Origin of the sequence: Kribbella sindirgiensis, from assembly GCF_004331435.1 — a bacterium.
Classification (GTDB): Bacteria; Actinomycetota; Actinomycetes; order Propionibacteriales; family Kribbellaceae; genus Kribbella; species Kribbella sindirgiensis.
On sequence record NZ_SJKA01000011.1, the window covers coordinates 71,267 to 97,089 of the forward strand.

General features: G+C 68.6%; 27 protein-coding genes. 13 read left to right on the forward strand and 14 right to left on the reverse strand.

Annotated features, from left to right (window positions below):
- Nucleotides 1-273 precede the first annotated feature (273 nt).
- The 8 genes from E0H50_RS27935 to E0H50_RS27970 form a co-directional block, all read right to left on the reverse strand.
- Entirely contained in the window at nt 274-852 is a 579-nt protein-coding gene (locus E0H50_RS27935; RefSeq protein WP_131293505.1) for a nicotinamidase, read from the reverse strand.
- 75 nt (nt 853-927) lie between these two features.
- Nucleotides 928-1,704 carry an SDR family NAD(P)-dependent oxidoreductase gene (locus tag E0H50_RS27940; RefSeq protein ID WP_131293506.1) on the reverse strand — a complete coding sequence of 259 codons (777 nt, stop codon included), beginning with the start codon at nt 1,702-1,704 and terminating at the stop codon, nt 928-930.
- A gap of 75 nt (nt 1,705-1,779) precedes the next feature.
- Nucleotides 1,780-2,097, reverse strand: a complete 318-nt coding sequence (locus tag E0H50_RS27945) for a hypothetical protein (RefSeq protein ID WP_131293507.1) — start codon at nt 2,095-2,097, stop codon at nt 1,780-1,782.
- Nucleotides 2,094-2,933 carry a carbohydrate ABC transporter permease gene (locus E0H50_RS27950; protein WP_131293508.1) on the reverse strand — a complete coding sequence of 280 codons (840 nt, stop codon included), beginning with the start codon at nt 2,931-2,933 and terminating at the stop codon, nt 2,094-2,096. The genes E0H50_RS27945 and E0H50_RS27950 overlap by 4 nt, the downstream gene beginning before the upstream one ends.
- Nucleotides 2,923-3,810, reverse strand: a complete 888-nt coding sequence (locus E0H50_RS27955) for a carbohydrate ABC transporter permease (protein WP_165547331.1) — start codon at nt 3,808-3,810, stop codon at nt 2,923-2,925. Before E0H50_RS27955 ends, E0H50_RS27950 begins: the two co-directional genes overlap by 11 nt.
- Nucleotides 3,810-5,078 (reverse strand): ABC transporter substrate-binding protein, encoded by a 1,269-nt coding sequence (locus E0H50_RS27960; protein ID WP_131293510.1) that lies wholly within the window; start codon nt 5,076-5,078, stop codon nt 3,810-3,812. Before E0H50_RS27960 ends, E0H50_RS27955 begins: the two co-directional genes overlap by 1 nt.
- A gap of 25 nt (nt 5,079-5,103) precedes the next feature.
- Complete coding sequence (locus E0H50_RS27965) at nt 5,104-6,693, reverse strand: FAD-dependent oxidoreductase (protein WP_238151283.1); 1,590 nt, start codon at nt 6,691-6,693, stop codon at nt 5,104-5,106.
- Nucleotides 6,690-7,733, reverse strand: a complete 1,044-nt coding sequence (locus tag E0H50_RS27970; RefSeq protein WP_131293511.1) for a LacI family DNA-binding transcriptional regulator — start codon at nt 7,731-7,733, stop codon at nt 6,690-6,692. The genes E0H50_RS27965 and E0H50_RS27970 overlap by 4 nt, the downstream gene beginning before the upstream one ends.
- A gap of 156 nt (nt 7,734-7,889) precedes the next feature.
- Here E0H50_RS27970 and E0H50_RS27975 point away from each other — a divergent pair, with 156 nt between their 5' ends.
- The 4 genes from E0H50_RS27975 (at nt 7,890) to E0H50_RS27990 (ending at nt 13,721) form a co-directional block, all read left to right on the forward strand.
- Nucleotides 7,890-10,220 (forward strand): glycoside hydrolase 5 family protein, encoded by a 2,331-nt coding sequence (locus E0H50_RS27975; RefSeq protein ID WP_131293512.1) that lies wholly within the window; start codon nt 7,890-7,892, stop codon nt 10,218-10,220.
- Between the two features lie 107 nt (nt 10,221-10,327).
- Nucleotides 10,328-11,872, forward strand: coding sequence for a WD40 repeat domain-containing protein (locus E0H50_RS27980; protein WP_131293513.1), 1,545 nt, complete (start codon nt 10,328-10,330; stop codon nt 11,870-11,872).
- A gap of 84 nt (nt 11,873-11,956) precedes the next feature.
- Nucleotides 11,957-13,057, forward strand: a complete 1,101-nt coding sequence (locus E0H50_RS27985) for a histidine kinase (RefSeq protein WP_202868365.1) — start codon at nt 11,957-11,959, stop codon at nt 13,055-13,057.
- Complete coding sequence (locus E0H50_RS27990) at nt 13,050-13,721, forward strand: response regulator (RefSeq protein ID WP_131293514.1); 672 nt, start codon at nt 13,050-13,052, stop codon at nt 13,719-13,721. The genes E0H50_RS27985 and E0H50_RS27990 overlap by 8 nt, the downstream gene beginning before the upstream one ends.
- Nucleotides 13,722-13,788: 67 nt before the next feature.
- On the opposite strand, the gene E0H50_RS27995 is transcribed toward E0H50_RS27990, so the two are convergent.
- Nucleotides 13,789-14,787, reverse strand: coding sequence for a YdcF family protein (locus E0H50_RS27995; protein ID WP_131293515.1), 999 nt, complete (start codon nt 14,785-14,787; stop codon nt 13,789-13,791).
- 59 nt (nt 14,788-14,846) lie between these two features.
- Nucleotides 14,847-15,860 (reverse strand): hypothetical protein, encoded by a 1,014-nt coding sequence (locus E0H50_RS28000; RefSeq protein WP_131293516.1) that lies wholly within the window; start codon nt 15,858-15,860, stop codon nt 14,847-14,849.
- A 154-nt stretch (nt 15,861-16,014) separates the two neighbouring features.
- On the opposite strand from E0H50_RS28000, the gene E0H50_RS28005 reads away from it, so the two are divergent.
- Nucleotides 16,015-17,247, forward strand: a complete 1,233-nt coding sequence (locus E0H50_RS28005; protein WP_131293517.1) for a D-arabinono-1,4-lactone oxidase — start codon at nt 16,015-16,017, stop codon at nt 17,245-17,247.
- Nucleotides 17,248-17,595: 348 nt separating this feature from the next.
- Here E0H50_RS28005 and E0H50_RS28010 read toward each other — a convergent pair whose 3' ends face one another.
- Together E0H50_RS28010 and E0H50_RS28015 are read right to left on the reverse strand one after the other, a co-directional pair.
- Nucleotides 17,596-18,072: a MarR family winged helix-turn-helix transcriptional regulator gene (locus E0H50_RS28010; RefSeq protein WP_131293518.1), complete on the reverse strand. Its 477-nt coding sequence runs from the start codon at nt 18,070-18,072 to the stop codon at nt 17,596-17,598.
- Entirely contained in the window at nt 18,069-19,358 is a 1,290-nt protein-coding gene (locus tag E0H50_RS28015) for a nicotinate phosphoribosyltransferase (RefSeq protein ID WP_238151323.1), read from the reverse strand. Before E0H50_RS28015 ends, E0H50_RS28010 begins: the two co-directional genes overlap by 4 nt.
- 94 nt (nt 19,359-19,452) lie before the next feature.
- Between E0H50_RS28015 and clpS the strand changes: the two genes are divergently transcribed.
- From clpS to E0H50_RS28030, 3 genes are all read left to right on the forward strand, one after another.
- The gene (clpS, locus tag E0H50_RS28020) at nt 19,453-19,740 is read left to right on the forward strand and encodes an ATP-dependent Clp protease adapter ClpS (RefSeq protein WP_131293520.1); all 288 of its coding nucleotides are present in this window, start codon (nt 19,453-19,455) and stop codon (nt 19,738-19,740) included.
- Nucleotides 19,737-20,288 (forward strand): DUF2017 domain-containing protein, encoded by a 552-nt coding sequence (locus E0H50_RS28025; RefSeq protein WP_131293521.1) that lies wholly within the window; start codon nt 19,737-19,739, stop codon nt 20,286-20,288. Before clpS ends, E0H50_RS28025 begins: the two co-directional genes overlap by 4 nt.
- A gap of 139 nt (nt 20,289-20,427) precedes the next feature.
- Nucleotides 20,428-21,405 (forward strand): aldo/keto reductase, encoded by a 978-nt coding sequence (locus E0H50_RS28030; protein ID WP_131293522.1) that lies wholly within the window; start codon nt 20,428-20,430, stop codon nt 21,403-21,405.
- Between the two features lies 1 nt (nt 21,406).
- Here E0H50_RS28030 and E0H50_RS28035 read toward each other — a convergent pair whose 3' ends face one another.
- Nucleotides 21,407-21,790: a hypothetical protein gene (locus E0H50_RS28035; RefSeq protein ID WP_131293523.1), complete on the reverse strand. Its 384-nt coding sequence runs from the start codon at nt 21,788-21,790 to the stop codon at nt 21,407-21,409.
- A gap of 103 nt (nt 21,791-21,893) precedes the next feature.
- Between E0H50_RS28035 and E0H50_RS28040 the strand changes: the two genes are divergently transcribed.
- From E0H50_RS28040 to E0H50_RS28055, 4 genes are all read left to right on the forward strand, one after another.
- Entirely contained in the window at nt 21,894-22,349 is a 456-nt protein-coding gene (locus E0H50_RS28040) for a M67 family metallopeptidase (RefSeq protein WP_131293524.1), read from the forward strand.
- 1 nt (nt 22,350) lies between these two features.
- Nucleotides 22,351-22,629: a MoaD/ThiS family protein gene (locus E0H50_RS28045; protein WP_131293525.1), complete on the forward strand. Its 279-nt coding sequence runs from the start codon at nt 22,351-22,353 to the stop codon at nt 22,627-22,629.
- Between the two features lie 6 nt (nt 22,630-22,635).
- On the forward strand, nt 22,636-23,583 hold the full coding sequence (locus E0H50_RS28050; RefSeq protein ID WP_131293526.1) for a PLP-dependent cysteine synthase family protein: 948 nt from the start codon (nt 22,636-22,638) through the stop codon (nt 23,581-23,583).
- A gap of 74 nt (nt 23,584-23,657) precedes the next feature.
- The gene (locus tag E0H50_RS28055; protein WP_238151285.1) at nt 23,658-24,134 is read left to right on the forward strand and encodes a DinB family protein; all 477 of its coding nucleotides are present in this window, start codon (nt 23,658-23,660) and stop codon (nt 24,132-24,134) included.
- A gap of 111 nt (nt 24,135-24,245) precedes the next feature.
- Here the strand turns inward: E0H50_RS28055 and E0H50_RS28060 are convergent, their stop codons facing one another.
- A complete protein-coding gene (locus tag E0H50_RS28060; RefSeq protein ID WP_238151286.1) occupies nt 24,246-24,578 on the reverse strand; it encodes a hypothetical protein in 333 nt (110 codons plus the stop codon).
- A gap of 358 nt (nt 24,579-24,936) precedes the next feature.
- Here E0H50_RS28060 and murI point away from each other — a divergent pair, with 358 nt between their 5' ends.
- Nucleotides 24,937-25,740 carry a glutamate racemase gene (gene murI, locus E0H50_RS28065; protein WP_131293529.1) on the forward strand — a complete coding sequence of 268 codons (804 nt, stop codon included), beginning with the start codon at nt 24,937-24,939 and terminating at the stop codon, nt 25,738-25,740.
- The last annotated feature ends 83 nt before the right edge of the window (nt 25,741-25,823 follow it).

The window sequence follows — 25,823 nt, forward strand, 5'->3', positions numbered from 1 at the left end:
CTGCACAGGGCTCCCCAAACCAGTTCGGGGAGCCCTGCACCCCGAAACGGCAGGTGAACCTCCCCAAACCAGTTTGGGGAGCCGAGGACACGCACCGAGAGCACGCACTGGGGACTGGGAACAGGCAATGGTGGCTGGGGACAGGCAATACCAGGTGCCCACCCACCATTGCCTGTTCCCAGTCACCAGTTGAGGTGCCATGCCGCGCCTCCGGAGCAGTTCTCGGCGGTGCGAGACGCGTACCCGCCGGAGGCGGCAAAGGGCAGTTCCTCTTTAGGTGAGGGTTATGCCCGCCGTGCGGAGGTCCAGGAGGGCCTGGTTGGTGGTGGCTTCGGCGACGCCGGCGGTGAGGGGGGTTAGGACTGTGGTGGTGAAGCCGGCTTTATGGGCGTCGAGGGCGGTGGCTCGGACGCAGTAGTCGGTGGCTATGCCGCAGACGTCTACGGCGGTGACGCCCTTGGCGCGGAGCCAGTCGGCCAGGGGGTGACCGCCTTCGTGGGACTTGCCTTCGAAGCCCGAGTAGGCGGCGGCGTACTCACCCTTGTCGAAGATCGCGTCGAAGGGCTGGGGGTCGAGGTTGGGGTGGAAGCCGACGCCGTCGGTGCCGGCGACGCAGTGCGGTGGCCAGGAGTGGACGAAGTCGGGTTCGCGGGAGAAGTGGTCACCCGGGTCGATGTGGTGGTCCCGGGTGGCCACCACGTAGTCGTACTGACGGTCGCCGGGCTCGGCCTCGTGCCAGTGGTGCAGGAGTTCGCCGATCCGGAACGCCACGTTCGCGCCGCCGGCGACGGCCAGGCTCCCGCCCTCGCAGAAGTCGTTCTGCACATCAACCACGATCAGTGCCCGGGCCATCGCGACGCTCCTTCTCCGGAGTACTTCCTGAGCCCACCGTACAAGCGTCACCGCCCGCAACGCCGCATTCAGGTCCTACGCCGGGATCAGGTGCCCGCCGGTGACGCGGAGGAGTTGGCCTTGGACTGCCTTGGTCCGGGGTGAGGTGAGGAACAGGATCGCGTCGGCGAGTTCGGAGACGTCGGGGAGGTGCCGTGCGGTGAATCCGGCCGTGATCTTGTCGAGGGCCGCGCGGGGGATGATCCGGTGTTCGCCGCGCTCCAGCGTGATGCCGGGGAGGACGACGTTGACCAGTACGCCGTCCGCGCCCAGATCGTGCTGCAGGCTCGCGGCGAGCCCGTGCAGTCCGGCCTTCGCGGCGCCGTACGCCCAGGCGCCGCCGCCCATGCCACGCTCCGCGAGGTCCGTCGAAACCAGCACCAGCCGCCCGTGCGCGGACTGCCGCAGGGCCGGCGCGACCTGCTGTGCGAGGTGCATGTTCCCCTCGAGGTTCGCGCGGACGATCCTCGTCCACCACTCCGGCGAGGCGTCCTCGACCTTGTCGGTCCGCCCGTCGTGCGGTCCCCAGTCGACCGCGTTCGCGACCACCGCGTCCAGCCCGCCCCAGTGCTCCACCGTCGACGCCACCGCGGCCGCGATCGTCTCCGGCGCGCTGAGGTCCAGCGGGACGACGTACGCCGTACCGCCCGCCGCCTCGATCTCCTCGGCGACCGTCTCGGCGGCGTCCTTCCGCGAGTTGTAGGTGATCGCGACCCGGGCCCCTTCCCGCCCGTACGCGACCGCGGTGGCCCGCCCGATCCCGGACGACCCACCCGTCACCAGCACCGCCACATCCTTGAAACCCAGGTCCATGACCCGTCCTCCAGCTATATTGTTAGTCGGCTAAAAAGAAAACTTAGCCGACTAACAAAAACGTGGCAAGCCGGGTCAGGCGATCGGGCGGCCGGAGAGTTCGGCGAGTTCGGTGAAGAAGGCTCGGTAGACCGGTTCGTCGGACATGGGGATCTCGACGGTGGCGAGGGAGTAGACGCTGTTCATGAGGCGTCCGTAGATCGGCTCGTCCGGGTCCTCGACGTGGGAGAAGTGCAGGAGCATCGCGCGCCTGCGGACCTGGACGTGCACCCGGACCCAGTCCAGTGGCGTCCGGTAGCAGGCGACGACGTTCCTTCGCTGGAACAGCTCGAAGATGCCGCGATCGACCCGTACCTGCACGTTGGCATGTTCGAAAACGATCGGCTCGGTCATTTGAGGCCCGAGTGGGCGAGGCCCTCGACGAACTGGCGTTGGGCGATGACGAACACAATCAGGACCGGGAGGACGGTCATGGTGGCGGCGGCCAGTTGGGTGTTCCACATGTCGGCTCCGTACGCGTCGGTGAATCGGGTGAGCGCTTGCGGCAGCGTGAACAGCTCCGGTGAGGTGAGGTAGACCGTGGGCTCGAGATAGAGGTTCCACGAGGCCAGGAAGGTGAGGATCGCGACCGCCGACAGCGCCGGCCGGGCGAGCGGGAGGCAGATCCGCCACCAGATCCCGGGCCGGCCGAGGCCGTCGAGCCGCCCGGCTTCCTCCAGTTCGGCGGGAAGGGCGATGAAGAACTGCCGCATGATGAAGCTCGCCAGAACGCACGGCGCCCCAAAGGCGGTGACCAGGATCAGCGGCCAGTGGGTGTTGATCAGCCCGGCCTGTTTGAACACCTGGAACAGCGGGACGATCGTCACCTCGCTCGGCACCAGGAGACCGGTCAGCACCACCAGAAACAGGGCGTTGGCGCCAGGGAACCGGATCCGGGCGAACGCGTACCCCGCCATACTCGAGACCAGCAGCGTGATCAGCGTGACCAGTACGGCGATGTAGACGCTGTTCACGTACTGCCGGGCGAACGGCTGGAACGTGAACGCCTCGCCGTACGCGGCCAGCGTCGGATGCGAGGTCCACAAGGTCGGCGGTGCCTTGAAGATCTCCGGCAGCGGCTTGATCGACGCGGCGACCATCCAGATCGTCGGTACGGCGAACGGGACCGCGAGGACGGCGAGCGCTGCCACCAGAAGCACCCGTCGCAGCACCGAGGTTCTACTGCTCATGGAACACCCATTTCCGGCGCAGCTGCCATTGCAGCAGCGTCAGCACCATCACGAAGCTCAGCAGCATCAGCGCGAGCGTCGACCCGTACCCGATGTCGTTGAACTCGAAGGCCTGCTGGAACACGTAGTACACGAGCACGGTGGTGCTCAGTTCAGGTCCGCCACCAGTCAGTACGGCGATCTGCGCGAACGACTGCAGCGCGCCGACGACGGTGATGATCGCGGTCAGCAGCACCGTCGGCGAGATCAGCGGCAGCGTGATGCGGGCGAAGATCGACCGGCTGCGCGCGCCGTCGATCCGGGCCGCCTCGTACAGCTCCGACGGCACGCCCTGCAGCGCCGCCAGGAACAACACCATGTTGACGCCGACGCTGCGCACGACCTGGCTGACGATGACCGACAGCATCGCGGTGTCGCCGTGCTGCAGCCAGTTCGGGCCGTCGACACCGATCGCGTGCAGCAGTCCGTTGATGCCGCCGTTGTCCTGCAGCAGGAAGCCCCAGACCAGGGTCCAGGCCACCACGGACACCACGACCGGCGAGAAGAACAAGGTGCGGAAGAACGTCGCGCCGCGGAACCTCCGGTTCAGCAGTACGGCGATCAGCAGGCCGAGGGTGATGTTCAGGACCACGACGCCGCCGGAGAACACGACCGTTGCCAGCAGCACCGATGGCAGCTGCGGGTCGGAGGCCAGCGCGGCGTAGTGGTCCCCGCCGACGAAGACCTGCTTGCCGGTGAAGACGTTCCACTTGTTCAGGCTGTACCAGATCGCCAGGCCGACCGGGATCAGCACGAACAGCAGGACGCCGGCGAGCTGTGGCGCGATGAACAGGTACCCGGTCAGCACATCTCGCCGGCGTGTGGTCCAGTAGCGCATCACTTGGCCAGGATGGGATCGATCGCGGTGCAGACCGACTTCAGGACGGTGGGGATGTCGGCGTCGGCCTTCCATAGTGCGTCCAGTGCGGTCTTGCCCTTCTGGGCGATCTCGGCCGGGCTGGTGTGGTTGGGCAGCGTGACGGCGTTCGGTAGCTGGTCGACCACGACCTCCTGCAGCTGCGCCGCGGTCAGTTTCTTGTTGTTCTCGGCAAGTTTCGCGCCGGTGAGCAACGACTTGCGGGGCGGCGGGAAGAACTGCGCGAGCTTCGCCGCATTGGCCGGATTCGTCAGGTAGGCAAGGAAGTCGGTGGCCTGATCAGGATGCTTGCTCGCGGCAAGGACACCGACACCGGCTTGCCCGAGTACGGCGTACTTCCCGGACGGCCCGGCCGGCAACGGGTACAGGCCGAACTTGAACGACCCGGTGAGCAAGGACGCGCGGGAGACCTGCGCGACGGTGAAGGCGGCGTCACCGGCGAAGAAGTCGGCCTTCGTACCCGGGCCGGGCATCGCGCTGGTCTTGAATGCGGCGTCGTGCAGGAACGTGAACGCGCGCTGCATCTCCGGGCTGTCGAACGTGCAGGTCTTCCCGTCCGCGCTCCACGCCGAGCCGCCGAAGCCGGTCCAGACCGTGGCCAGCGTGTTCCAGGACTTGTAGTCGAAGTCCCGGATCACGAAGCCCGCCTTGCCGGTCTTCGCGTGGACGGCGGCGCCCGCGGCGGCGACCTGGTCCCAGGTCAGCGTCTTCGGATCGATCTTCTGACCGGCCTTCGCCAGGAGGTCGGTGTTCACGTACAGCGCGAACGGCGAGTTCGAGAACGGGTACGCGTACAGCTTCCCGTCGCGGCTGAACTCCTTGGTCGCGCTGTCCACCAGGTCGTCGTACTGCCAGCCGTCGGTCGCCTTCAGCTGGTCGGTCAGGCCGACCAGCGCGTCCGAGGCGATCAGGTCTCTCGACAGGTCGCCCATCCAGGCCAGGTCGGGCGCGTTGCCGCCGGCGATCTGCGTCGTCAGCGTGGTGTTGTAGTCGGCGAACGGCAGGCTCTCGAAGGTGATCGAGGAGACCTCGGGGTGCTCGGCGCGGTAGGCGTCGCCGATCGAGTTGAACAGCTTGAGCTGGTCCTCGTTCGAGGTCCAGACCGTCATCCGCAGCTTGACGTCGGTGGCCTTCGATGCGCCGGTGTCGGAGGAGGCGCCGCACGCGGCGGTCAGCGTCGCGGCCGTGGTCAGCGCGAGCGCGCCGAGCAGCTTCCGTGCAGTGATCATGATGGGTCCTTAAAGCAGAGGATGGCTAGTAGCCGGCGATCTCGGGCCAGTGGAGTTCGACTCCGGCCTCGCTCAATCGGCTCTGGAGGCGGTCGACGAGGGTGTCGTCGGTCGCGACCTGTTGCGGCGAAAGGCCGTTCTCGAGGCAGAACGCGACGAGTTCGCCGGCCGATTCGCCGATGTTCCACTCGACCGGATGCAGCCGGTAGGCGCCGTTGGTGATGTGGGTGGTGCCGATGTTCTTGGCGGCCGGCACCAGGTTCTGGGTGGCCACCGGGACCAGCGCGCCGAGCGGGATCTCGAACGGTGCGCACTCGACGTCGATGTAGTTGTCGCCGCCGGTGGAGGGGTGCAGGTCGATCCGGTACATCCCGACTCCGACCGAGGCGTCGAACCGGGCCGGGCCGTCGTACCCGCGGGCCTTGATCGAGATGTCCTGTTCGCGGACGGTGGTGAGTGCCTTGATCCGGCGCGATTCCCGGATGTACGGCGCCTGCGCGAAACCGTCCGTGGTGCCGACGAGGTCGCCGCGGAGCCGCAGCCCGGGCCAGCCGCGGCCGCCGTCCGGGCGGGGCGCCTCGGTCTGCAGCCAGTACACGTACGCGCGGGACTGTGCCTTCGCGGCCAGCAGATGTACGGCGCGGTCGTCGGTGTCGATGATCGAGCCGCCGACGTAGTCGAGCTGCGGCCAGTTGGCGAGCACGATGTCGCTGTCGTAGAAGCCGTCGGCGAAGTTCTGCCGGGCCGCGATCCGGCGGAACTGCCACAGGTCGTTGTCGCCGGCATCGAACCGCGGGTCGCCGGTGACGTCGGCGGCCGGGTTGACGTTCATGGTCCGCTCTTCCGGCGCCAGCGTCCGCGGGTTCGGGGCGACGAAGGACAGCATCGGCGCGCCCCAGAACGGCAGCTCGAACGACCGCCAGAAGTCGTAGTCCTCCGGTCGCGCGATCGTGTGGTCGCCGGCGACGTGGTCGAAGACGAAGCACCACGCGATCGACTGCACGTTGGCCGGATCCGCGACCTCGGCGGCACTCGGCTCACCGGTGTCGGATCGCGCTTCGGCGCCGACGACGTACTCCGTGCCGGTCAGCGGCAGCAGGTCGCCGGTCTCCGTCCCGTCCAGGACGAACTCGGCGGAGATGACGGTCTCGGCACCGGTCCGCGGATCCGCGACCGTGACCGTGCGGACGACGCCGTCGGTCACCTCGGCCGCGACGGGCACACAGGGTTGCAGAACGGTCAGGCGCCCGGTCGATCGGTACGGCGCGAGCAGTTCGGTGATGACCGCGTCGGCGACGCGAGGCTCGTGGCACAGGCGACTGACGCGCCCTCGTCCCGGATTCAGTTCCCGGTCCGCACGGGCGGCGGACGTCAACGGGTAGTGGTCCCGGTAGTAGCGGCGGATGCCTTCGCGGAGTGCGCGGTACCGCGCGGTGACGCCGAACTGCTCCACCCAGATGTGCTCGTCGGGCGGCACTGCCTGCGAGGTGAGCTGGCCGCCGAGCCAGGCGTACTCCTCGGTCATCACCACGCGCCGGCCGCGTTGCAGCAACGCCAGCGCGGCCGCGACGGAGCCGAGACCGCCGCCGATAATCGCGACCTCGGTGGAGATCACGCTTCTGTCCGTACGACGATGGTGGCGCCCGGCTCCACGTCGGAGTCGAGGTGCCGCCGGAGTTCCAGCGTGGACCACTCGTCCGGCTCTGTCGCGATCAGCAACTGCAGCAGGTCGAGCGCTTCCGCGGCCAGCTGTTCCCTCGGGACGTGGAAGCCCGCGAGCGGTTTGCCGTCGATCCGGTGCCCGCGGACCTCGCCGAGCGCCGCGACCGAGATCTCGTCGGGTACGGCGACTCCGGCCGCGGTCAGGGCGTGTACGACGTCCTCGATCAGGAAGGCGTCCTCGGCGATGATCACGGTCGCGCCGGTCGCCTGCGCGAGCCGGGGCAGGTCGCCGATCCGCTCCTCGCCGACCAGCAGGAACGCGAGTCGCCCCTCCGCCGAGGCGGCCTCGACGGCGCCGCGGCGGTCGCGGGCCGCGGGCGTGTCCCGGCCGCGGTGCACGTACAGCGCCTGCTGATGCCCGGCGGCCGCGGCCTGGTCGATCAGCGCGGTGGTTGGCGTGACGTAGTCGATGGCGACGTACGGCACCGCGGCGGCGGTCTCGTCCCGGCGCCCGATGGCGACGAACGGGAACTGTTCGGCGACCAGTCGCTCCAGTTCGGACGCGACCATCTGCTGGCCGAGCAGCACGCAGCCGTCGGTCAGCCGCAGCCGGGTCTTGCGGTGGAACAGGCTCCGGGTGCCGTTCTCGACCGGTGACGACGTGAAGAACAGCAGGTCCCAGCCGATCTTCTCGGCGGCGCGCTCGATCCCGTTCAGCAGCGGCCCGTAGAAGTCCATGCTCTCGGGGGACAATGCGGCCTCGTAGGTGAAGACGCCGATGATCTGGTTGTCCAGGCCGGCCAGGCGGCGGGCGGCCGGGTCCGCGACGTACGTCAGTTGCTCGATGGCTTTCTTGACCCGCGCCCGGGTCGCCTCGGGGATCCGGACGCCTCCGCCGTCGCGGTCGTTCAGCACCACCGACACGGTGGTCTGGCTGACGCCCGCCAGCTCGGCGATCTCGCGCTGGGTGACCCGGCGAGGTTTCGGTGCCATCGTTCCTCCGTCGTGATAATGCCTATCTTCAACGAGCTGCGGCGACCATAGCCCAGTCGAAGCCAATAGCGCAATGACCTCTTGACGGCACGGTTCACGGCTGGGAATGTTCCGTCCAACGAATCTGAAGATACGCATTATCAGAAGGAGTAGTCGATGACCTCCACCCTTAGCCGCCGCGGCCTGCTCGGTGCGGCGCTCGCGGCCGGTGTCGTCCTGGTCGCCGAAGCGACCCCGATCAAAGCCTTCGCCGCGGCCGGTGACGTGACACTGACGGCCGGCGGCATCAGCCTGCTGGCCGGCCCTGGCGGCCGGCTCGCGATCCGTGACGCTGGTGGCGTCACGCGGTCGGCCGGTTCGAAGTTCCAGGTCAAGGACAGCGTCGCCGGCGTCCTGACGTCCACCGGCGGCACGCCGACGCTGAGCGCGCTCGCGGACGGGACGCCGGCGATCCGGATGGACTACACCTTCGACGCCGCGGCCGGCTCGACGGTCGTCACCGGCTGGTTCAGCGTCAGTACGTCGCACGCCCGGCTGGAATGGCGGATCACCGGGCCGAACACGCTGATTCCGGACGGGTTCCTGTTCAGTCGCGCGATCCAGGCACCGACGGCGCCGGACGACTACATCGCGATCACCGAGTGGGTTCGCGACGCGGGCGGCGGGATCCCGTACGAGGACACCGTCGGCGTCGCGCACACGTCGACGTGGAGTTCGAGCCTGCACGGCCTGTTCCTGCTGGACCGCTCCCGCCAGGCGTGGACGAACGCGACCTGGGTGCACTCACCCGGCGTAGCGGATCCGGCCGGCGGCTGGACCAGCCGGGCGGACTTCTTCTTCTCCGAGACCCGCCCGTCGGCGACCGCCACGATCGGCCGCGGCCGTGAGCTCGGGATCGAGCTCACCACCAACAGCGACTTCAACCTGTACGAGTCGGTCGGTGCGCCGATGGCGCTCACCGCGCTGGTGGCCAACGGCGGCGCGGCCAAGTCGGTCGAGCTCGAACTGTGGATGCGCGGGTTCGACGGCGTACTCCTGGCGTCGACGACCGTGACGGGAAGTGTCGCCGCGGCCGGCACCTGGCAGCACACCTTCAACCTGAGCGCGCCCAGTGGGATCGCGCTGGCGGAGGTCGTGGTGCGATCGGGTGACGACGCGGCGTTCGCGCGGACCAACCTCGCCGTGCTGCCGACGTACGACTATCAGGCCGGTGCGGAGAGCATGTTCGGGATCGCCAACTACCCGTGGCTCCAGCGGCCGAGCGCCGACGCCGTACTCGATCTCTGGCAGCGAGCCGGTATCAACCTGGTCCGGATCGCGTACGACGGTGGGCCCGGGTTGCCACCGTCCGTGTTCGACGCGCGCGGGATGCGGCACAACATCGAACTGCAGCCGTCGTTGACCGTGACCGACACCGAGGCGGCGGCCTGGGCCGCGGACAAGCTCGCGGTGGCGGCCGGTGCCGGTGCGGGGTACTTCGAGGTGGGCAACGAACTGAACCGGCCGTTCAACACCGGGGTCGCCGCACAGGCCTATCTGGACAAGGTGATGCGGCCGGTCTTCGACCGGCGGGCCGTCACCGGGGACACCGTGAAGCTGATGAACAACGGACTGGCCGGGATGGACAAGCCGTGGGTCGAGAACTTCATCGCCGCGGGCGGATGGGACCTGATCGACGCCTTCGCCTACCACCCCGGTCGCGGCAACTTCACGCCCGACTACATTCCGCCGGGTGACGACTGGGGCACAGGTGCCGTGGGCACCTACTGGAACTTCTACGGCGGGCTGATGCAGCTCAAGGCGTTGATGGCGGAGCACGGTGCGAAGGAGATCTGGCTGACGGAGGCCTACGCGGCGACCAAGCCCAACAGTTGGTGGCACGACACCTATCGCCATGCCGCGGAGAACATCCTGCTGAGTTTGGCGCTGGCCAAGGCCGAGGGTATTCGGTGCGTCTGCTGGTACCAGTTCCACGACAGTGTGCTCGGGATGCCGCAGATCGCCGATCCGGACAATGTCGAGTACCACTTCGGCCTGATGAATCGCGATCTGAGCCCGAAGCCGTCGCTGCTCGCCTACGCGACGGCGGCCCGGGTGCTCGACCAGGCGACCTTCCGCGGGAAGTTGACCTTTGCGGATCCGCTGACGTCCGGCTTGTGGTTCGACACCCCGGATGGGCCGGCGGTCGTGCTGTGGAATCGGGCCGACGGCTACATCCTGAACACGGCCGGCCAGCGCACCGATTGGCACTTCCCGGCGCCGGAGGTCTGGGTCGACCCGTGGCCGACCAAGACATCGCTCACGGTGGCCGCGAGTTCCGCCGTACGTGAGCTGGACGCGATCGGGCAGGCGCGGACGCTGCCTGTGACCAACGGCAAGGCGACGCTGACGCTCGACGGCGCACCCCGTATCTACTACGGCCTGATCCCGCACACGAGCGGCACCGGCACTCACACCCTGGCCGGTTGCCGGCCCGGTCGCCGCTGACCCCGAGCGGCGGGTTGCGTGTGCCGACAGTTATCGTTTGCGTGCGCATTGTCATCAAGTCATAGGGTCGGCATCTCCCGCCGGAGCGGGCCCTTGGGGGTTTGCTCATGAAGAAGGCCGTTCTGGCTGTTGTCACCGCTGCCGCTGTGGGTGCGGCGGCGCTGGTTCCCTCCGGTCCCGCAGTGCGGGCGGCGACCGGGGCCGCGACCGGCAGCGCACCGCGCGGGTTCGGGTCCGCGCTGTCGTCGGTGCAGCAGACGACGTGGCAGACGAACGCGAGTGTGAACACGCTCGCCGTCGCGGGGAACCTGGTGTTCGCGGGCGGTCTGTTCACCCGGGTCCGGCCGCCGGGGAAGGCCCGCGGGGTCGGGGACGTGGCGCGGAAGTACTTCGCGGTGTTCGACCGGACCACCGGCGTACCGACGCGGTTCGCGCCGCAGGTCAACGGCCCGGTGTGGAGCGTCGCGACCTCACCGGACGGCCGCCGGGTCGTGATCGGCGGCGACTTCACCGTCGTGGACGGGGTGCCGCGGTCGCGGGTGGCGATGTTCGATGTTGCCAGCGGCAAGCTGGTGGCCGGCTGGGACCCGGTGGTGAACTACCGGGTCGCGGCGCTGAAGATCTCCAGCGACACGGTCTACCTCGGCGGCTCGTTCGGATCCGTGGACAAGGTCGCCCGCAGCCGGGTCGCCGCGGTCAGCCTGAACAGCGGCGCACTGCAGGCGTGGAGCCCGAACGCGAACGACGACGTCCACGCGATCGAGCTGTCGACCGACGGCAAGCGTGCGTTCGTCGGCGGCGGCTTCACCCGGATCGGCGGCCGCGACGTGCACGCGCTGGCGATGGTGAACGCCGCCACCGGCGCCGCGCGCCCGATGCCCGCCGCGGCCGCGATCCCGCCGAAGTCCGAGGAGTGCGACAGCCGGGTCAAGGACCTCGAAGTCCAAGGAAACAAGGTCTTCGCGTCCAACGCCGGGACGCACAGCGTGGGTTGCTACGACGGGGTGCTCGCCGCCGACGCGACGACCGGCAAGCTGCTCTGGCAGAGCAAGTGCCGCGGCGCGACCGAGGCGATCAAGGCGATCGGGAACTGGCTGTACAAGGGGTCGCACGCGCACGACTGCAGCGCGGACGGGGCGTTCCCGGACAAGACCGGGATGCATCACTTCCTCGTCTACAGCGCGATCACCGGGAAGCTCGGTCCGTGGTTCCCGAACGCGACGGCCGGTGGTACGACGCTCGTCGGTCCGCTCGCGTTCGCGTCCGGTGGCAACGACCTCTGGGCAGGCGGTGACTTCACCAAGGTGAACGGCGTACCGCAGGAGGGACTGACCCGGTTCACGAACACGCCGGGTGGTGCGGCGCCGGCGCGACCGGCCGCGCCCAAGGTCGCCAGTGCGCGGGTGAACAAGGTGACGATCGCCGTCCCGACTGTGCTCGACCGCGACAACCTCACGCTCACCTACCTGGTGTACCGCGGCAGCACGCGGATCGCGAGCTGGTCGCGGACGTCGAACTCCTGGACGAAGCCGACCGTCACCTCGATCACCGACTCCGGCCTGACCAGCGGCCGAAAGGTGTCGTACCACGTCGAGGTCAGCGACGGCCGCAACGTCCAGAAGAGCCCGTCGGTCGCGGTCCGCGTCCGCTGACCTCACCAGCGGGCGCGCATCGGACCAGGGGCCGTCGGACTCCGGTCTGAGGTGGTGGTCCGTGGGCTCGGCTAGGTTCGACGTGTGGCGGACGAGTTCGGGTTGAGTCGGCGGCAGCTGATCGCCGTGGACTGCGTTGTGGCGGTCGGGTACGCCGTTCTTGTCCTGCTCACCTCGTCCAATGGACCCGCGCTCGTCGCGATCGGACTCGCGCTGCCGGTCGCGGTACGGCGGGTCTGGCCGGTTCCCGCGTTCGCCGTCGTGGGCGTGATGTCCGTGGTCGCCTTCGCCGTGGACGGGCTGCGCGATCCGCTGCTCGCCGCGGCGTACGTGCTGTACGTCGTCGCACTCACCCGGGAAACGCACCGGCCGCTGTCCAGCCGCCGGCTGATCAGTCTCGCGGGGGCGGTCGGCTTCGTCGTTCTGCTCCTCGCCGTGGTCGCCGGCGCGCCGGCCGGTCAGTCCCGCGCCGCGATCGTGCTCACCGGGATCGCCGCGTTGTACGGCGCCTGGGTGCTGGGACAAGTCGTCCGGGACCGAAGGGCTGCCGCCGCACGCTCGGCTCAGCTGCTGGCCGAGCAGGCGGTGGCCGCGGAACGGCTGCGGATTGCCCGCGAACTGCACGACATCGTTGCCCACAGCATGGGATTGATCGCGGTCAAGGCCGGGGTCGCGAACCATGTCCTGCGGGTCCGTCCCGAGGAGGTGTCCGACGCGTTGTCGGTGATCGAGTCCACGAGTCGCGACGCACTGGTCGAGCTGCGGCACATGCTCGGGCTGTTGCGGACCTCCGACGAGCCCGCGGAGCTCGCGCCGCCCGCGGGTCTCGCCGCGCTGCCGGAGCTGGTCGCGCGCGTCGAGTCGACCGGCGTCGCAGTCGAGCTGCAGGTCGACGTACCCGAACCGCTTCCCGAGGCCGTCGCTCTCACGGTCCACCGGATCGTCCAGGAATGCCTGACGAACATCACCAAACACTCCCGCGCCCGTTGTTGCCGCATCACGATCACCGGCGCCGCGAACGCCGTACAGCTCGAGGTCTATGACGATGGCGAAGGTGGTGCGGTCGTCGAAGGGCACGGCCTGATCGGGATCCGGGAGCGGGTCAGTGTGTACGGCGGTACGTACCGTGCCGGGCCGCGCGCGGGCGGTGGCTTCGAGGTCGTCGTACGGCTGCCGTATGAGTGAGATCCGGGTCCTGGTCGCCGACGACCAGGCGCTGCTGCGCGGGAGCTTCCGGGTGCTGATCGACACCACGCCCGGGCTGACGACGGTCGGCGAGGCGGCGGACGGGATCGAGGCGGTCGAACTCGCGCGGCGCGAGCGGCCGGACGTCGTACTGATGGACGTCCGGATGCCCAGGCTGGACGGGATCGAGGCGACCCGGCGGATCTGCTCCGCGCCGGAGACAGCCGCCACGAAGGTGCTGATCCTGACGATGTTCGACCTCGACGACGCCGTGTACGCCGGTCTGCGGGCCGGGGCGAGCGGGTTCCTGCTGAAGGACGTCCCGCCCGTGGAGTTGCTGCAGGCAATCAACGTCGTCGCGGCCGGCGAGGGGCTGCTGGCGCCCTCGATCACGCGCCGGCTGATCGCCGAGTTCGCACGGCTGGCCGAGCCAGGGCAGGGCCCGCTCACCGGTCTCGACGGCGTGACCGAGCGGGAACGGGAGGTACTGTCGCTGATCGCGCGCGGACTGTCGAACGAGGAGATCTGCGACCACCTGCACGTCGGTCGCGGCACCTTGAAGACCCATATCGGCCACCTACTCGCCAAGCTGCACGCCCGCGACCGGGCCCAGCTCGTGATCGCCGCATACGAGTCCGGCCTGGTGCAGCCGCGCCGGCGCTGAGCATCGCCGACCGCCGCATGGTCGGCCGGCCCGGCAGGTGAGCGGTTCACCAGAGGGCAGGCGAGGTTCAGAAGTACGGCAGGATCGTGATGAGGGCGATCAGGAGGCAGATGGCGCCGTTGATGTAGGGGTGGCCGGCCAGGATTGCGACGAACTCGCGGATTGTTGCCGTCGGCCAGTAGTACGCCGCGGTCGGGGAGCCGACCACCTGGCCGTTGACCTTGGCCTTGCGGGCGGTGAGCGCGGCGCGGAAGGCGTGGAAGTTGTTCGTGACGATCAGGCAGCGGTACTGCGGTCGCAGCTCGACCATCAGGTCCCGGCTGAACGTCAGGTTCTCCCAGGTGGTCGTCGACCTGTCCTCGCGGAGGATCTGGTCGTCGGGGACGCCGTGGTCGACCAGGTACGCCGCCATCGCGTGCGACTCGGGCAAGTCCTCACCCGGACCCTGGCCGCCCGATGTCACGAGCAGCGGCGAGCGGCCCTTGCGGAGCGCGCGCTCGTACACCTGCTGCGCGCGGTCCAGCCGACTCGCCAGCAGCGGCGTGACCCGCGAGCCCATCAGGCCCGAGCCCAGGACGACGACGAAGTCCACCTTCCGCGACGAGCGGACCCGGCTGTAGAAGAACGCGTACACCAGGAAGCAGAGGAACAGGAACGAGATGTAGGTCAGTACGCCGAGCAGGACCGACCGTACGACGGCCAGCGGTTCCCAGCCGATCTTCTGCACCAGCACGCTGAAGATCACGAAGCCGATGATCCCGAGGCCGACCAGCAGCGACAGCAGGTTGGACAGCCGGCGGCGCTCCCGGCGCAGCATCGTGACACCGTTGATCACCAGGAACACCGCGAGCACCGCGATCGTCAACGGGATCGCGACCACGATCGCCCACACCATCGCGACCGCCACGGGTTTACTCACCGTCTCGACCGCGAAGATCACGCCGAGGCCGGCGAACATCAGCGTGAGGACCAGGAAGATCCCGTTCTTGAACAGCCGCCGGTCGCGCAGGAAGCTGACGCCGAAGACGAGGAACCAGAACCCGGCGATACCGAAACAGATGACCATCGGGCGCCATCAAACCATCTGATGACGCCCGATGCCGTCACGACAGGCTGGTCAGCCGCTCACAAGAGGCTGGTCAGCGACGAGATCTTCGCCCGGTGCAGGTTCTTGATCACGTTCTTCGTCCTCGGGTCGGAGCGGTACTTGTAGGCACCGGACTCGAAGGCCAGGTACGCGTACCCGCCGAAGTCGGTGATCCCCTCGGACATGCTCGGCGCCCGGAAGCACGTCAGCTTGGCCTTGTCGAGATCACGCTGCCCGCGGCGTACGACGTACAGGTTGCTCAGGTACTTGCGGCCCGAGGACGTGCTGTAGATGAAGTGGTTCTTCGTCACCAGCAGGCCCTGGGTCTTGGCCGGGATCTCCCACGCCTTCTTGATCGTGGTGAGCGAGCCGTTGGGTTTGATCTTGTACTGGTACATCTTGCCGCGGCCCTTGGGGTTGAACCGGCCCGCGAACAACGAGTCGCCGTAGCTGGTGACGAACGACGCCCAGTAGACCTTCCGTTCGGAACCGGTCGCCTTCACGTACGGCGTACCGGACTTCTTCATCGCCTTGGCCAGCGTGGACAGTTTGTACTTGCGGATCCCGTGCGTGCTGCCCTGGACGAAGGCCCACCCGTACGCGGTGGTGATTCCGCCCGCGTGCGTCGACGCGATCGAGACGTCGCCGACGACCTTGTTGGTCGCCGGGTCGATACCGACGATGAGCGAGCGCTTGCCCGGGTGGTACATGGCCACCAGCAGCAGGTTCTTCGACCCGGACCAGTTCCACCAGGTACCGACGCCCTGCGGGATGCAGGACCCCAGCTTGGGCAGCGCGGCGCTCTTCCGGAACCGCTTGTCGTACTTCTTCGATGCCGACGGCGGGTCGTAGAACGGCTTGCCGCCGGGCTTGGGGTCACACTTGATCTTCCGCGTCGCCGACGCTGTTGCAGCGGCACTGTCCGCGGAGGTGGTTGCGCCCTGGGCGGGCACCGTACCCGCGACCGCGAGAGTGACCGCGGTTCCAGTGGCCAGGACGCCGGCCGGACCGGGCGCGACGGCGCCCCATCGGCGTGGTGTTATGCGCGACATAGCTTCCTCTCAGTCGAGATTTCGCTGTCGTTGCCACGCTAACGCGGGCCACCGGAGCAGCCCGGAACCGGGGGTGGAGCGCGAAACTTTTCGTTGTTTTCCAAGGGTCAAGACCCCTGGAGGCCGACGGCAGGTGGTGTGCGAGAGTCCTGTCATGACGCTGACCAACTGGGCGGGAAACATCAGCTTCGCGAGCGCGCTGCAGCGGCCGCGGTCGATCGCCGAACTGCAGGACCTCGTCGGCCGGTCGGAGAAGGTGCGGGTGCTCGGCACTGGACACTCGTTCAACCGGATCGCGGACAGCGCCGGCACTCTGGTCAGCGTCGCCGACCTGCCCTCGGTGATCGAGATCGGCGAGCGTGGCGTCACGGTTTCGGCCGGGCTGCGGTACGGCGAGATCACGGCCGCGCTGCAGGCTCAGGGGCTGGCGTTGCACAACCTCGGCTCGCTGCCGCACATCTCGGTGGCCGGCGCGTGCTCGACCGGGACGCACGGTTCCGGCGACGCCAACGGGCCGCTCGCGGACGCGGTCAACGCGATCACGTTCGTGGACGCGTCCGGTGAGCTCGTCACGTTGACCCGGGACGACGAGGACTTCGCCGGGTCGGTCATCTCGCTCGGTGCGCTCGGCGTGACCGTCAGCCTGACGCTCGACGTACAACCGACGTACCAGATCAGCCAGGTGGTGTACGACGGGCTGCCGGTGGAGCGGCTCGGGACGGACTTCGCCGAGGTGATGGGCAGCGCGTACAGCGTGAGCGCGTTCACCGACTGGGTGGATCCGGACGTGATGGTGTGGCGTAAGCGGCGGGAGCTGAGTGCGCCTTCGGCCGAGTGGCTGGGGGCGCGGCTCGCGGACGGGCCGCGGCACCCGATCAAGGTGATGCCGGCCGACTACGCGACCCAGCAGGGCGGGGTAGCTGGGCCGTGGAACGAGCGGCTGCCGCACTTCCGGCTCGAGTTCACGCCGAGCAACGGGGACGAGCTGCAGTCGGAGTACTTCGTACCGCGTGCGCGGGCGGCCGAGGCGTTCGACGTACTGCGGGCCTTGGGCAACCAGTTCGCACCGATGATCCAGGTGTCGGAGGTCCGGACGATCGCCGCCGACGACCTGTGGCTCAGCCCGAGCCAGGGCCGGGACACCGTCGCCCTGCACTTCACCTGGATCCAGGACGAGACAGTGGTCCGTCCCGTGGTCGCCGCCCTGGAGAACGCGCTCGCACCGCTCGACGCGCGACCCCACTGGGGCAAGGTCTTCGAAGCCGACGCCACCACCCTCGCCGAACGCTACCCACGCGTCCCGGACTTCATCACCCTCGCGTCGAAGTTCGACCCCACAGGCAAGTTCCGCAACCCGTACCTGGACACCTACCTCCCAACCTCCTGACGCGAGGCGGATAACCCCGGCAACCGGCTGACCGCGCTCACGGGTAGCCACAGTCCGCCGAAACGGCAGCTCGACAGTACGTATACGTCTACTACCTGCCTCTTCGCGCCGGGCGGGAGGCGGGATCGCCGGACAGTGGACGTATACGTACTGTCGACCTGCACAACCCGCAGCAAGCCCACCCCGGCAGCACCACGCCCAATACCCGGAGCCGGCCGATCGGGGACGTCGGCTGGTTACTTCAGATGGGTAGCAGTCCCCAGTTCCCAGACCTGGCCATCCTCGCCCCACACATCCAATACAAGAGCCGCCATGTGTGGGAGTCGGCGGCTGTGGTGCGGCGGTGGGTCAGAGCTGGGTGAGGTCTTCCAAGGTGCCGGTGATGGTCCAGAGAAGGTTGCGGAGGATGCGACGGTCTTCAGGGCTGAGTTGGGCGAGCGCACGGCGGCCCGCCCGGTCGTAGATCTCCTGGACGGTGTGGGCGAGCTCGACGCCGCGGTCGGTCAGCTCGATGCCGACCTGGCGGGCGTCGGTCGTGCTCTTCACCCGGCGGACCAGCCCGGCGGCCTCCATCCGCTGCGTGGTTTTGGTTGCCGTCGGCACCTCGACGTCCAGGACCTTCGCGAGACGGGCCACCGGCAACGACCCGTGGTGCAGGAGCTTGGCCAGCACCAGTTCCTGCCCGGTGTGCAGCACGGTCCCCGCCAGCTCCTCCGCCACCGCCTTCCGCGCCGCCCGCTCCGCGAACCGCAACGCGATCAGTACGTCGGCCTCGTCAGCCGGCGCATCCGGTGACCACTCTCCGGCGTTGTGCGTCGTGCTCACGTGTGACTCCGGGGCAGGAACGGCTTCCGGCTGTTGTAGTCGCCGATGTAGTCGGTGGGGATGGCGGGTTCGCCGCGGCTCAGTTGGCTGGCGGAGCGGGGGAGTTCGTCGCGGACCTTCTGATGGTGCGCCTGCGACTCCTCCGGCGTGGTCCGGCCGACGATCTTGCCCGCCTCGACGAGCGGCTTCAGCAGCACCCGGTCGTCGCCGTCGTCGACCGGCTGCTCACCGACACCGATCAGCTCGACCTCGGCGACCCCGGCCGCGGTACGCCGCCGGAGCGCCCACTTCCGCCCGCCGATGGAGATCTTGTCCGGGCTCTTCTTCGCCACCGGCACCAGCTCACCGCTCGCATCCTCCCGGGCGACCAGCTTGTACACGAACCCGCACGTCGGGTACCCGGACCCGGTGACCAGCGACGTACCGACGCCGTACCCGTCGACCGGCGCCGGCGCCAGCGCGGCGATCTGGTACTCGTCCAGGTCGCTCGTCACGATGATCCGGGTCTTCGTCGCGCCCAGCGAGTCCAGCTGCTCCCGGACCTGCCCGGCCAGCGACGGCAGGTCCCCGGAGTCCAGCCGGACCGCGCCCAGTTCGGGGCCGGTCAGCTCGATCGCGGTCCGCACCGCGTTCGCGACGTCGTAGGTGTCGACGAGCAGCGTCGTACCCTTGCCGAGCGCGTCGACCTGCGACCGGAACGCGTCCTCCTCACGGTCGTGCAGCAGCGTGAACGCGTGCGCCGCCGTCCCCGTGCTCGGGATGCCGAACCGGCGGGCCGCCTCCAGGCTCGAGGTGGCGCTGAACCCCGAGATGTACGCCGCCAGCGCCGCGCCGACCGCCGCCTCCTCGTGGGTCCGGCGCGAGCCCATCTCGATACAGGGCCGCCCACCGGCCCACCAGGTCATCCGCGACGCCGCCGAGGCGACCGCGGAGTCGTGGTTCAGGATCGACAAGAAAACGGTTTCCAGCAGCACCGCCTCGGCGAACGACGACTCCACCACGAGCACCGGCGAGCCGGGGAAGAAGATCTCGCCGTCGGCGTACCCGGAGATGTCGCCGGAGAAGCGGTACTCCGCCAGCCAGTCCCGGGTAGCCTGGTCGACGACGCCGCGATCGGCCAGGAAGGCGATCGTCTGCTCGTCGAACCGGAACCGCTCGAGCGCGTCCAGCAGGCGGTTGACGCCCGCGACCACGCCGTACCGGCGGCCGTCCGGCAGCCGGCGGGCGAACAGCTCGAACACCGAGCGGCGCTGCGCCGTGCCGTCGGCCAGCGCGGCCTGCAGCATGGTCAGCTCGTAATGGTCGGTCAATAACGCCGTCGAGTGGCTCACAGGGGCAGCCTATTGCGAAGCCCGAACCGATGATGGAGAGAATGGACAGGTGACCACCGCACCAAGCGAACTCGAGAGCGCCGAGGTCGACGAGGCGATCGAGTTGAGCCCGCCCTGGGTGACCGTCGTCTGGAACGACCCGGTCAACCTGATGGACTACGTCACCTTCGTCTTCCAGACCTATTTCGGCTACTCCAAGCAGAAGGCGGAGAAGCTGATGCTGCAGGTGCACCAGGAGGGCAAGTCGGCGGTCTCGAACGGCAACCGGGAAGCGATGGAACGCGACGTGGAAGCGATGCACACCTACGGCCTGTGGGCCACCTGCGAGAAGTCGTGACGCGCTTCCGCAGGCGCCGCAAGACCGTGGTCGTCAGTTTCGCCGAGCACGAGGCGGACATCCTCGCGAACCTGCTCCGCAACCTGGTCGAGCTGCTGTACGACGGCCTGCCGCCGCGCGCCACCGAGTCGAGCGACCCGCTCGCGGCGCTGCTGGACTCCGACGGGCCGACGTCGCCGCCCGAGGACATCGTGCTGCAGCGGCTGCTGCCGGACGCGTACAAGCAGGACGACATGGCGTCGGCCGAGTTCCGCCGGTTCACCGAGCGTGGGCTGCGCGAGGGCAAGGTCACCGACGCCAAGCGGGTGCTGTCCGCGCTCGAGGAGTCCGGCGCGGACGAGATCGCACTGGAGCCCGACGAGCAGCTGTCCTGGCTCCGCGCCCTGAACGACCTCCGCCTCGCCATCGGCACCCGCCTCGACATCAAGGACGAGGACGACTACTCGACCTGGGAAAAACTCCCTGAGGACGACCCCCGCCGCCTCACCTACGACCTCTACGACTGGCTCGGCTACCTCCAATCCGCCCTCCTCCACAACATGCGCTGAGCGGTGGGGCGGACGTGCACCACTCAGTAACAGTTGCTGTTGGCGGGTTCGTACGCTGAATCTGGCTGTGCTTAGGCTCGTCCGGGGGACTTGGTGAGTGCTGGAGGTCCGCTCATCCGCTGACACTAGGGTTGGGCGTATGGAGATGCGGCGGCTCGGGCGGACCGGGCGGGATGTTGGTGTGGTCGGGCTCGGGGCGTGGCAGCTCGGGGCCGACTGGGGAGCGGTCGACGAGAGCGACGCGCTCGCGGTGCTGCAGGCCGCGATCGACGGCGGCGTGACGTTCATCGACACCGCGGATGTGTACGGCGACGGGCGCAGCGAGCGGCTCGTCGGACAGGTGCTGAAGTCGTCCGAGGGCCTGACCGTGGCGACCAAGATGGGGCGCCGGGTCGAGCAGGTGCCGGAGAACTACTCGCTGGCGAACTTCCGCGCCTGGAACGACCGGTCCCGGCAGAACCTCGGGGTCGACACGATCGATCTGGTGCAGTTGCACTGCCCGCCGACGCCGGTGTACTCCAACGACGAGGTCTTCGACGCGCTGGACACGCTCGTCGACGAGGGGCGGATCGCGGCGTACGGCGTCAGTGTCGAGACCTGTGCCGAGGCGCTGACCGCGATCGCGCGGCCGAATGTCGCGTCGGTGCAGATCATCCTGAACGCGTTGCGCCTGAAGCCGCTCGACCAGGTACTGCCCGCCGCGCAGGCGGCCGGGGTCGGCATCATCGCCCGCGTCCCGCTCGCCAGCGGGCTGCTCTCGGGCAGGTACGACGAACACACCACGTTCGCCGACGACGACCACCGCACGTACAACCGGCACGGCGAGGCCTTCGACGTCGGCGAGACCTTCTCCGGCGTCGACTTCGGCACCGGCCTGGAAGCCGTCCGCCGCCTGATGCCCTGGCTCCCCGCAGGCACCGCGATGGCCCAGTTCGCCCTCCGCTGGATCCTCGACCAGCCCGGCGTCACGGTCGTCATCCCCGGCGCCCGCAACCCCCAACAGGTAGCCGGCAACATCTCCGCCGCCACCCTCCCCCCTCTCACCCCCGACCAACTCACCGCCGTCCAGCAGACCTACGACACCCTCATCCGCCCCCAGATCCACGACCGCTGGTAGGTCAGCCGCGTACGACGCTCACAGTCGTCGACACGATGCCGGTGACGATGCCGACGACTGCTCCCGCACTGGCCAGACACTTGGCCGGGTTGACCCAGAGCCCGCGGTTCAGCTCACGCCATCTGCGCGGGACGAACGCGAGCTTGAGCTTCTGGTACTTGTGCTGACGGACCTGGTTGCACCCGAGCATGATCCCCGACGAGTTGTTCCGGCACGGCCCCTGCCGTCCCTCGGCGCCACACCACACGGGTACCTGGAACAGGAAATAGGCCGTCACCAGCGCCCAGCCGGCGATCAGCACCGCAGGCCCGAGGCTCCACGACCAGATCGCTGTCAGCATGACGGCCAGCAGGCCCCAACCCCAGTACTTCCGCAGTCCCCTCATGTTCGCTCAGTATCACCACTTGACTACTCTCCGAAACCATCCACTATCTGGACGCAGAGTGCGGTCGGCCGGATGCAGCGCTTCGGCCAACTACCGTAGAGGCGTGCTGGTGATCGAGAAGGGGACGTACGAGGCGATCGTTGCGCATGCCCGGAAGGATCATCCGGATGAGGCGTGCGGGGTGGTGATCGGGCCGGAGGGGTCGGATCGGGCCGAGCGGTTCGTGCCGATGCTGAACGCGGCCATGTCGCCGACGTACTACCAGTTCGACGACGAGGACTGGAAGCGGCTCTACAACGAGATGTGGGACCGGGACGAGGAAGCGGTGGTGATCTACCACTCGCACACCGCGACCGAGGCGTACCCGTCGCGGACCGACATCGACCGCGCCCAGGAGCCGAACGCGCACTACGTGCTGGTCTCCACCCGCGGCGGCGCGCACTCCCAGACGTACGACGGGCCGGTCGAGTTCCGCTCGTACCGGATCATCGGCGGCGTGGTGACGGAAGAAGAAGTACGCGTCGTTGGTTCTTATGAGGAAACAGAAGGAGAAGACTGATATGGCGATCGAGCTGCGCGTGCCGACGATCCTCCGCACCTACACCGGTGGCGCGAAGGCGGTCAACGGCGACGGCGCGACCCTGGCCGAGTTCATCGACAACGTGAACGGGACCCACGCGGGCCTCAAGGAGCGCATCGTGGAGGGCGAGCCGGAGGAGTTGCGCCGGTTCGTGAACGTGTACGTGAACGACGAGGACGTCCGGTTCACCGGCGGACTGAAGACCGAGGTCAAGGACGGCGACATCGTCGTCGTGCTCCCGGCCGTCGCGGGCGGCTGAGTCCCGATGCGCTTCGACAGCCTGCTCGACTCGGTCGGCGGTACGCCGCTGGTCGGGCTGCCGCGGTTGTCGCCGTCGGCCGACGTCCGGCTGTGGGCGAAGCTCGAGGACCACAACCCGACCGGGTCGATCAAGGACCGGGCCGCGTTGCGGATGCTGCTGGACGCCGAGAAGGACGGCCGGCTGCGCCCGGGGAACACGATCCTCGAGCCGACGTCGGGCAACACCGGGATCTCGCTGGCGATGGCGGCCAAGCTCCGCGGGTACCGGATGGTCTGCGTGATGCCGGAGAACACCTCCGAGGAGCGCCGCCAGATCCTGCGGATGTGGGGGGTCGAGATCATCTCCTCCCCGGCCGCGGGCGGTTCCAACGAGGCGGTCCGGGTCGCGAAGCAGGTCGCCGAGGAACACCCGGACTGGGTGATGCTGTACCAGTACGGCAACCCGTCGAACGCGCTCGCGCACTACGACGGCACCGCGCGGGAGATCCTCGAGGACCTGCCGGCGATCACGCATTTCGTCGCCGGCCTCGGCACCACCGGCACGCTGATGGGCGCCGGCCGGTTCTTCCGCGAGCACAAGCCCGCGGTGCGGATCGTCGCCGCCGAGCCGCGGTACGGCGAACTCGTCTACGGCCTGCGCAACCTGGACGAGGGTTTCGTCCCGGAGCTGTACGACGAGACGCTGATCGACGCCCGCTTCTCGGTCGGTCCGCGTGACGCGGTCCGCCGGGTCCGCGAGCTGCTCGACAACGAAGGCATCTTCGCCGGGATCTCGACCGGCGCGATCCTGCACGCGGCGCTCGGCCAGGCGGCCAAGTGCGTGCGCGACGGTGAGCAGGCCGATATCGCGTTCGTGGTCGCGGACGGCGGCTGGAAGTACCTGTCCACGGGCGCCTACGAAGGCACCATCGACGAGGCCGAGGACCGCCTCGAAGGCCAGCTCTGGGCCTGAGAGGGCGTCTGAACCGTTGCCGGTCCGGCAACATTTCGTGCTGGAAGGACCGGCCGGACGCCATTCTTGGCCGGGTGAAGAGACGTGATACCGGACCGCCGGCGACCGCGCCGGGCGAACGCGACGTACTCGTCGGCTTCCTCGACTACCTCCGTACGTCGATCGCGGCCAAGGCCGACGGTGTGCCGGAGGACGAGGTACGCGCACCCGGAGTACCTTCCGGGACCAGTCTGCTCGGACTCGTGAAGCATCTGACCGCCGTGGAGCGGTACCACTTGATGGGGCATGAGGTGGCGGACTGGGAGGCGACGTTCCGCGCGGGAGCTGACGAGACGGCGGCGGAGGTGCTCGCGGCGTACGCGCAGACAGGGGCCGAGGCGAACGCGGCGGTCGCGGGCTGGGACGACCTGACCGTACCGGGGCCGCGCCCGGGCAGGCGTACGGCGCCGTCGCGGCGGTGGACGCTCGTGCATCTGATCGAGGAAACCGCCCGGCATGCGGGGCACGCCGACATCCTGCGCGAACAGCTCGACGGCCGAACCGGACGCTGAACCCGTCGGTGCAGGAGTGAGGGGAGCCGGAACGGCGGGCGGAGGGCCGGTCCGGGGTAGGTGGCGCCTTTGTTGCCTTAGGCACCTGCAGGGGTGATTACGTCATGGTTCCTAGGGTTGCTTGAACAGGACCTTGCGGCCGAGTCGGGGGTGGACGCCGCGGCCCTTGCAGCTGTTGCACGGGCGTTGGGCGTAACTGAAGATGCTGCCGCGGTGCCGGCCGGCACCTTTGCACCGGTTGCACTTGGCGTTCGGGTGCAGCGACAGCGAGACGACGTACGCAGCGAACATCGCCATCAGCGCCAGCAGCAGGAGTCCCGTCGGTCCGATGGACGACGCGATATCGGCTGCTGTGCCGTTGCCGGACTCCGTTGCCTGACTGGCCGCTTGGCCTGCGGCGGCGACGTGGTCCGGCTGCGGAGTTGGTGCGGCGGTGGTACTCATCACCACCGCTAGGTGATGCATCAGATCCATGGCATCACGAGGGGCGGTCGTACAAACATCGCTCCAGAGTGGCGCGCATCACGCGAAAAGGCAATTCCATAACGTAAAGATGTGGACAACCTCGGCGTGTCGCTCCAGCCGGTTAGGTAAGGCTGCACTTCTGATCTGCCCGCCGCCGGACCCGTTGAGAGGTTCCGCCAAGAGATGCCACCTGCTGCGCGCCGCCCCGCGGGCACTGGGCGGCGTTGTCGTCGGTCGACAGGACTCCGTCCTGCCTCCCTCCTCCGCCTTGCCCAGCACTCCGCGGGACGACGCTCGCGACGGTGTCATCTCTTGGCGGAACCTCTAAGCTCTTCCCGTGGCAGACGCACCGGTGGGGATCTTCGACTCAGGCTTTGGGGGACTCACCGTCGCCCGCGCGGTACTCGATCAGTTGCCGCACGAACCGATCCTCTATCTGGGCGACACCGCGCGGCAGCCGTACGGGCCGAAGCCGATCGCCGAGGTCCGCGAGTACGCGCTGGAATGCCTGGACCATCTCGTCGAGGCCGGCGTGAAGATGCTGGTGATCGCGTGCAACTCCGCGAGTGCCGCGATGCTGCGGGACGCGCGCGAGCGGTACGACGTACCGGTCGTCGAGGTGATCCTGCCGGCCGCGCGGCGCGCCGTGGCGGCGACGCGGAACCAGCGCGTCGGCGTGATCTGCACGAAGGCGACCGCGCAATCGCTTGCTTACGAAGACGGATTCGCGGCCGCGCCGCAGGTGGAGCTGTTCACGCGGGCGTGCCCGAAGTTCGTGGACTTCGTCGAGTCCGGCGTGACGTCCGGACCGGAGTTGCTCGAGGCTGCCCACGAGTATCTGGACCCGCTGGTCGAGGCCGGTGTGGACACGCTGATCCTTGGGTGCACCCACTATCCGCTGCTCACCGGCGTCATCTCGTACGTGATGGGCGACAACGTGACCCTGGTCAGCAGCGCCGAGGAGTGCGCGAAGGACGTGTACGGCGTACTGACCAAGACCGGCCTGCTCCGCCCCGACGACCTCCCGACCCCGGCGCACCGGTTCGTCACCACCGGCGACCCCGCGGAATTCGCCGCGATCGGTTCCCGCTTCCTCGGCCCGGTGCTGTCCGGGGTCGACCAGTTCGCCTGGATCCGCTGACATGTGACCTGGGTCGCATCCGGCCGTTGTCCAAGGCACCGGAAGCGTTCCGGATGCCTGTGTGGTAACCGAATCGACGCCAC

What these genes read in the sequence shown, in the direction of transcription:
- E0H50_RS27935 (WP_131293505.1), bottom strand. Translation starts at nt 852, where the DNA reads ATGGCCCGGGCACTGATCGTGGTTGATGTGCAGAACGACTTCTGCGAG.
- E0H50_RS27940 (WP_131293506.1), bottom strand. Translation starts at nt 1,704, where the DNA reads ATGGACCTGGGTTTCAAGGATGTGGCGGTGCTGGTGACGGGTGGGTCG.
- E0H50_RS27945 (WP_131293507.1), bottom strand. Translation starts at nt 2,097, where the DNA reads ATGACCGAGCCGATCGTTTTCGAACATGCCAACGTGCAGGTACGGGTC.
- E0H50_RS27950 (WP_131293508.1), bottom strand. Translation starts at nt 2,933, where the DNA reads ATGAGCAGTAGAACCTCGGTGCTGCGACGGGTGCTTCTGGTGGCAGCG.
- E0H50_RS27955 (WP_165547331.1), bottom strand. Translation starts at nt 3,810, where the DNA reads ATGCGCTACTGGACCACACGCCGGCGAGATGTGCTGACCGGGTACCTG.
- E0H50_RS27960 (WP_131293510.1), bottom strand. Translation starts at nt 5,078, where the DNA reads ATGATCACTGCACGGAAGCTGCTCGGCGCGCTCGCGCTGACCACGGCC.
- E0H50_RS27970 (WP_131293511.1), bottom strand. Translation starts at nt 7,733, where the DNA reads ATGGCACCGAAACCTCGCCGGGTCACCCAGCGCGAGATCGCCGAGCTG.
- E0H50_RS27975 (WP_131293512.1), top strand. Translation starts at nt 7,890, where the DNA reads ATGACCTCCACCCTTAGCCGCCGCGGCCTGCTCGGTGCGGCGCTCGCG.
- E0H50_RS27980 (WP_131293513.1), top strand. Translation starts at nt 10,328, where the DNA reads ATGAAGAAGGCCGTTCTGGCTGTTGTCACCGCTGCCGCTGTGGGTGCG.
- E0H50_RS27990 (WP_131293514.1), top strand. Translation starts at nt 13,050, where the DNA reads ATGAGTGAGATCCGGGTCCTGGTCGCCGACGACCAGGCGCTGCTGCGC.
- E0H50_RS27995 (WP_131293515.1), bottom strand. Translation starts at nt 14,787, where the DNA reads ATGGTCATCTGTTTCGGTATCGCCGGGTTCTGGTTCCTCGTCTTCGGC.
- E0H50_RS28000 (WP_131293516.1), bottom strand. Translation starts at nt 15,860, where the DNA reads ATGTCGCGCATAACACCACGCCGATGGGGCGCCGTCGCGCCCGGTCCG.
- E0H50_RS28005 (WP_131293517.1), top strand. Translation starts at nt 16,015, where the DNA reads ATGACGCTGACCAACTGGGCGGGAAACATCAGCTTCGCGAGCGCGCTG.
- E0H50_RS28015 (WP_238151323.1), bottom strand. Translation starts at nt 19,358, where the DNA reads ATGCTGCAGGCCGCGCTGGCCGACGGCACGGCGCAGCGCCGCTCGGTG.
- E0H50_RS28030 (WP_131293522.1), top strand. Translation starts at nt 20,428, where the DNA reads ATGGAGATGCGGCGGCTCGGGCGGACCGGGCGGGATGTTGGTGTGGTC.
- E0H50_RS28035 (WP_131293523.1), bottom strand. Translation starts at nt 21,790, where the DNA reads ATGAGGGGACTGCGGAAGTACTGGGGTTGGGGCCTGCTGGCCGTCATG.
- E0H50_RS28045 (WP_131293525.1), top strand. Translation starts at nt 22,351, where the DNA reads ATGGCGATCGAGCTGCGCGTGCCGACGATCCTCCGCACCTACACCGGT.
- E0H50_RS28050 (WP_131293526.1), top strand. Translation starts at nt 22,636, where the DNA reads ATGCGCTTCGACAGCCTGCTCGACTCGGTCGGCGGTACGCCGCTGGTC.
- E0H50_RS28060 (WP_238151286.1), bottom strand. Translation starts at nt 24,578, where the DNA reads ATGAGTACCACCGCCGCACCAACTCCGCAGCCGGACCACGTCGCCGCC.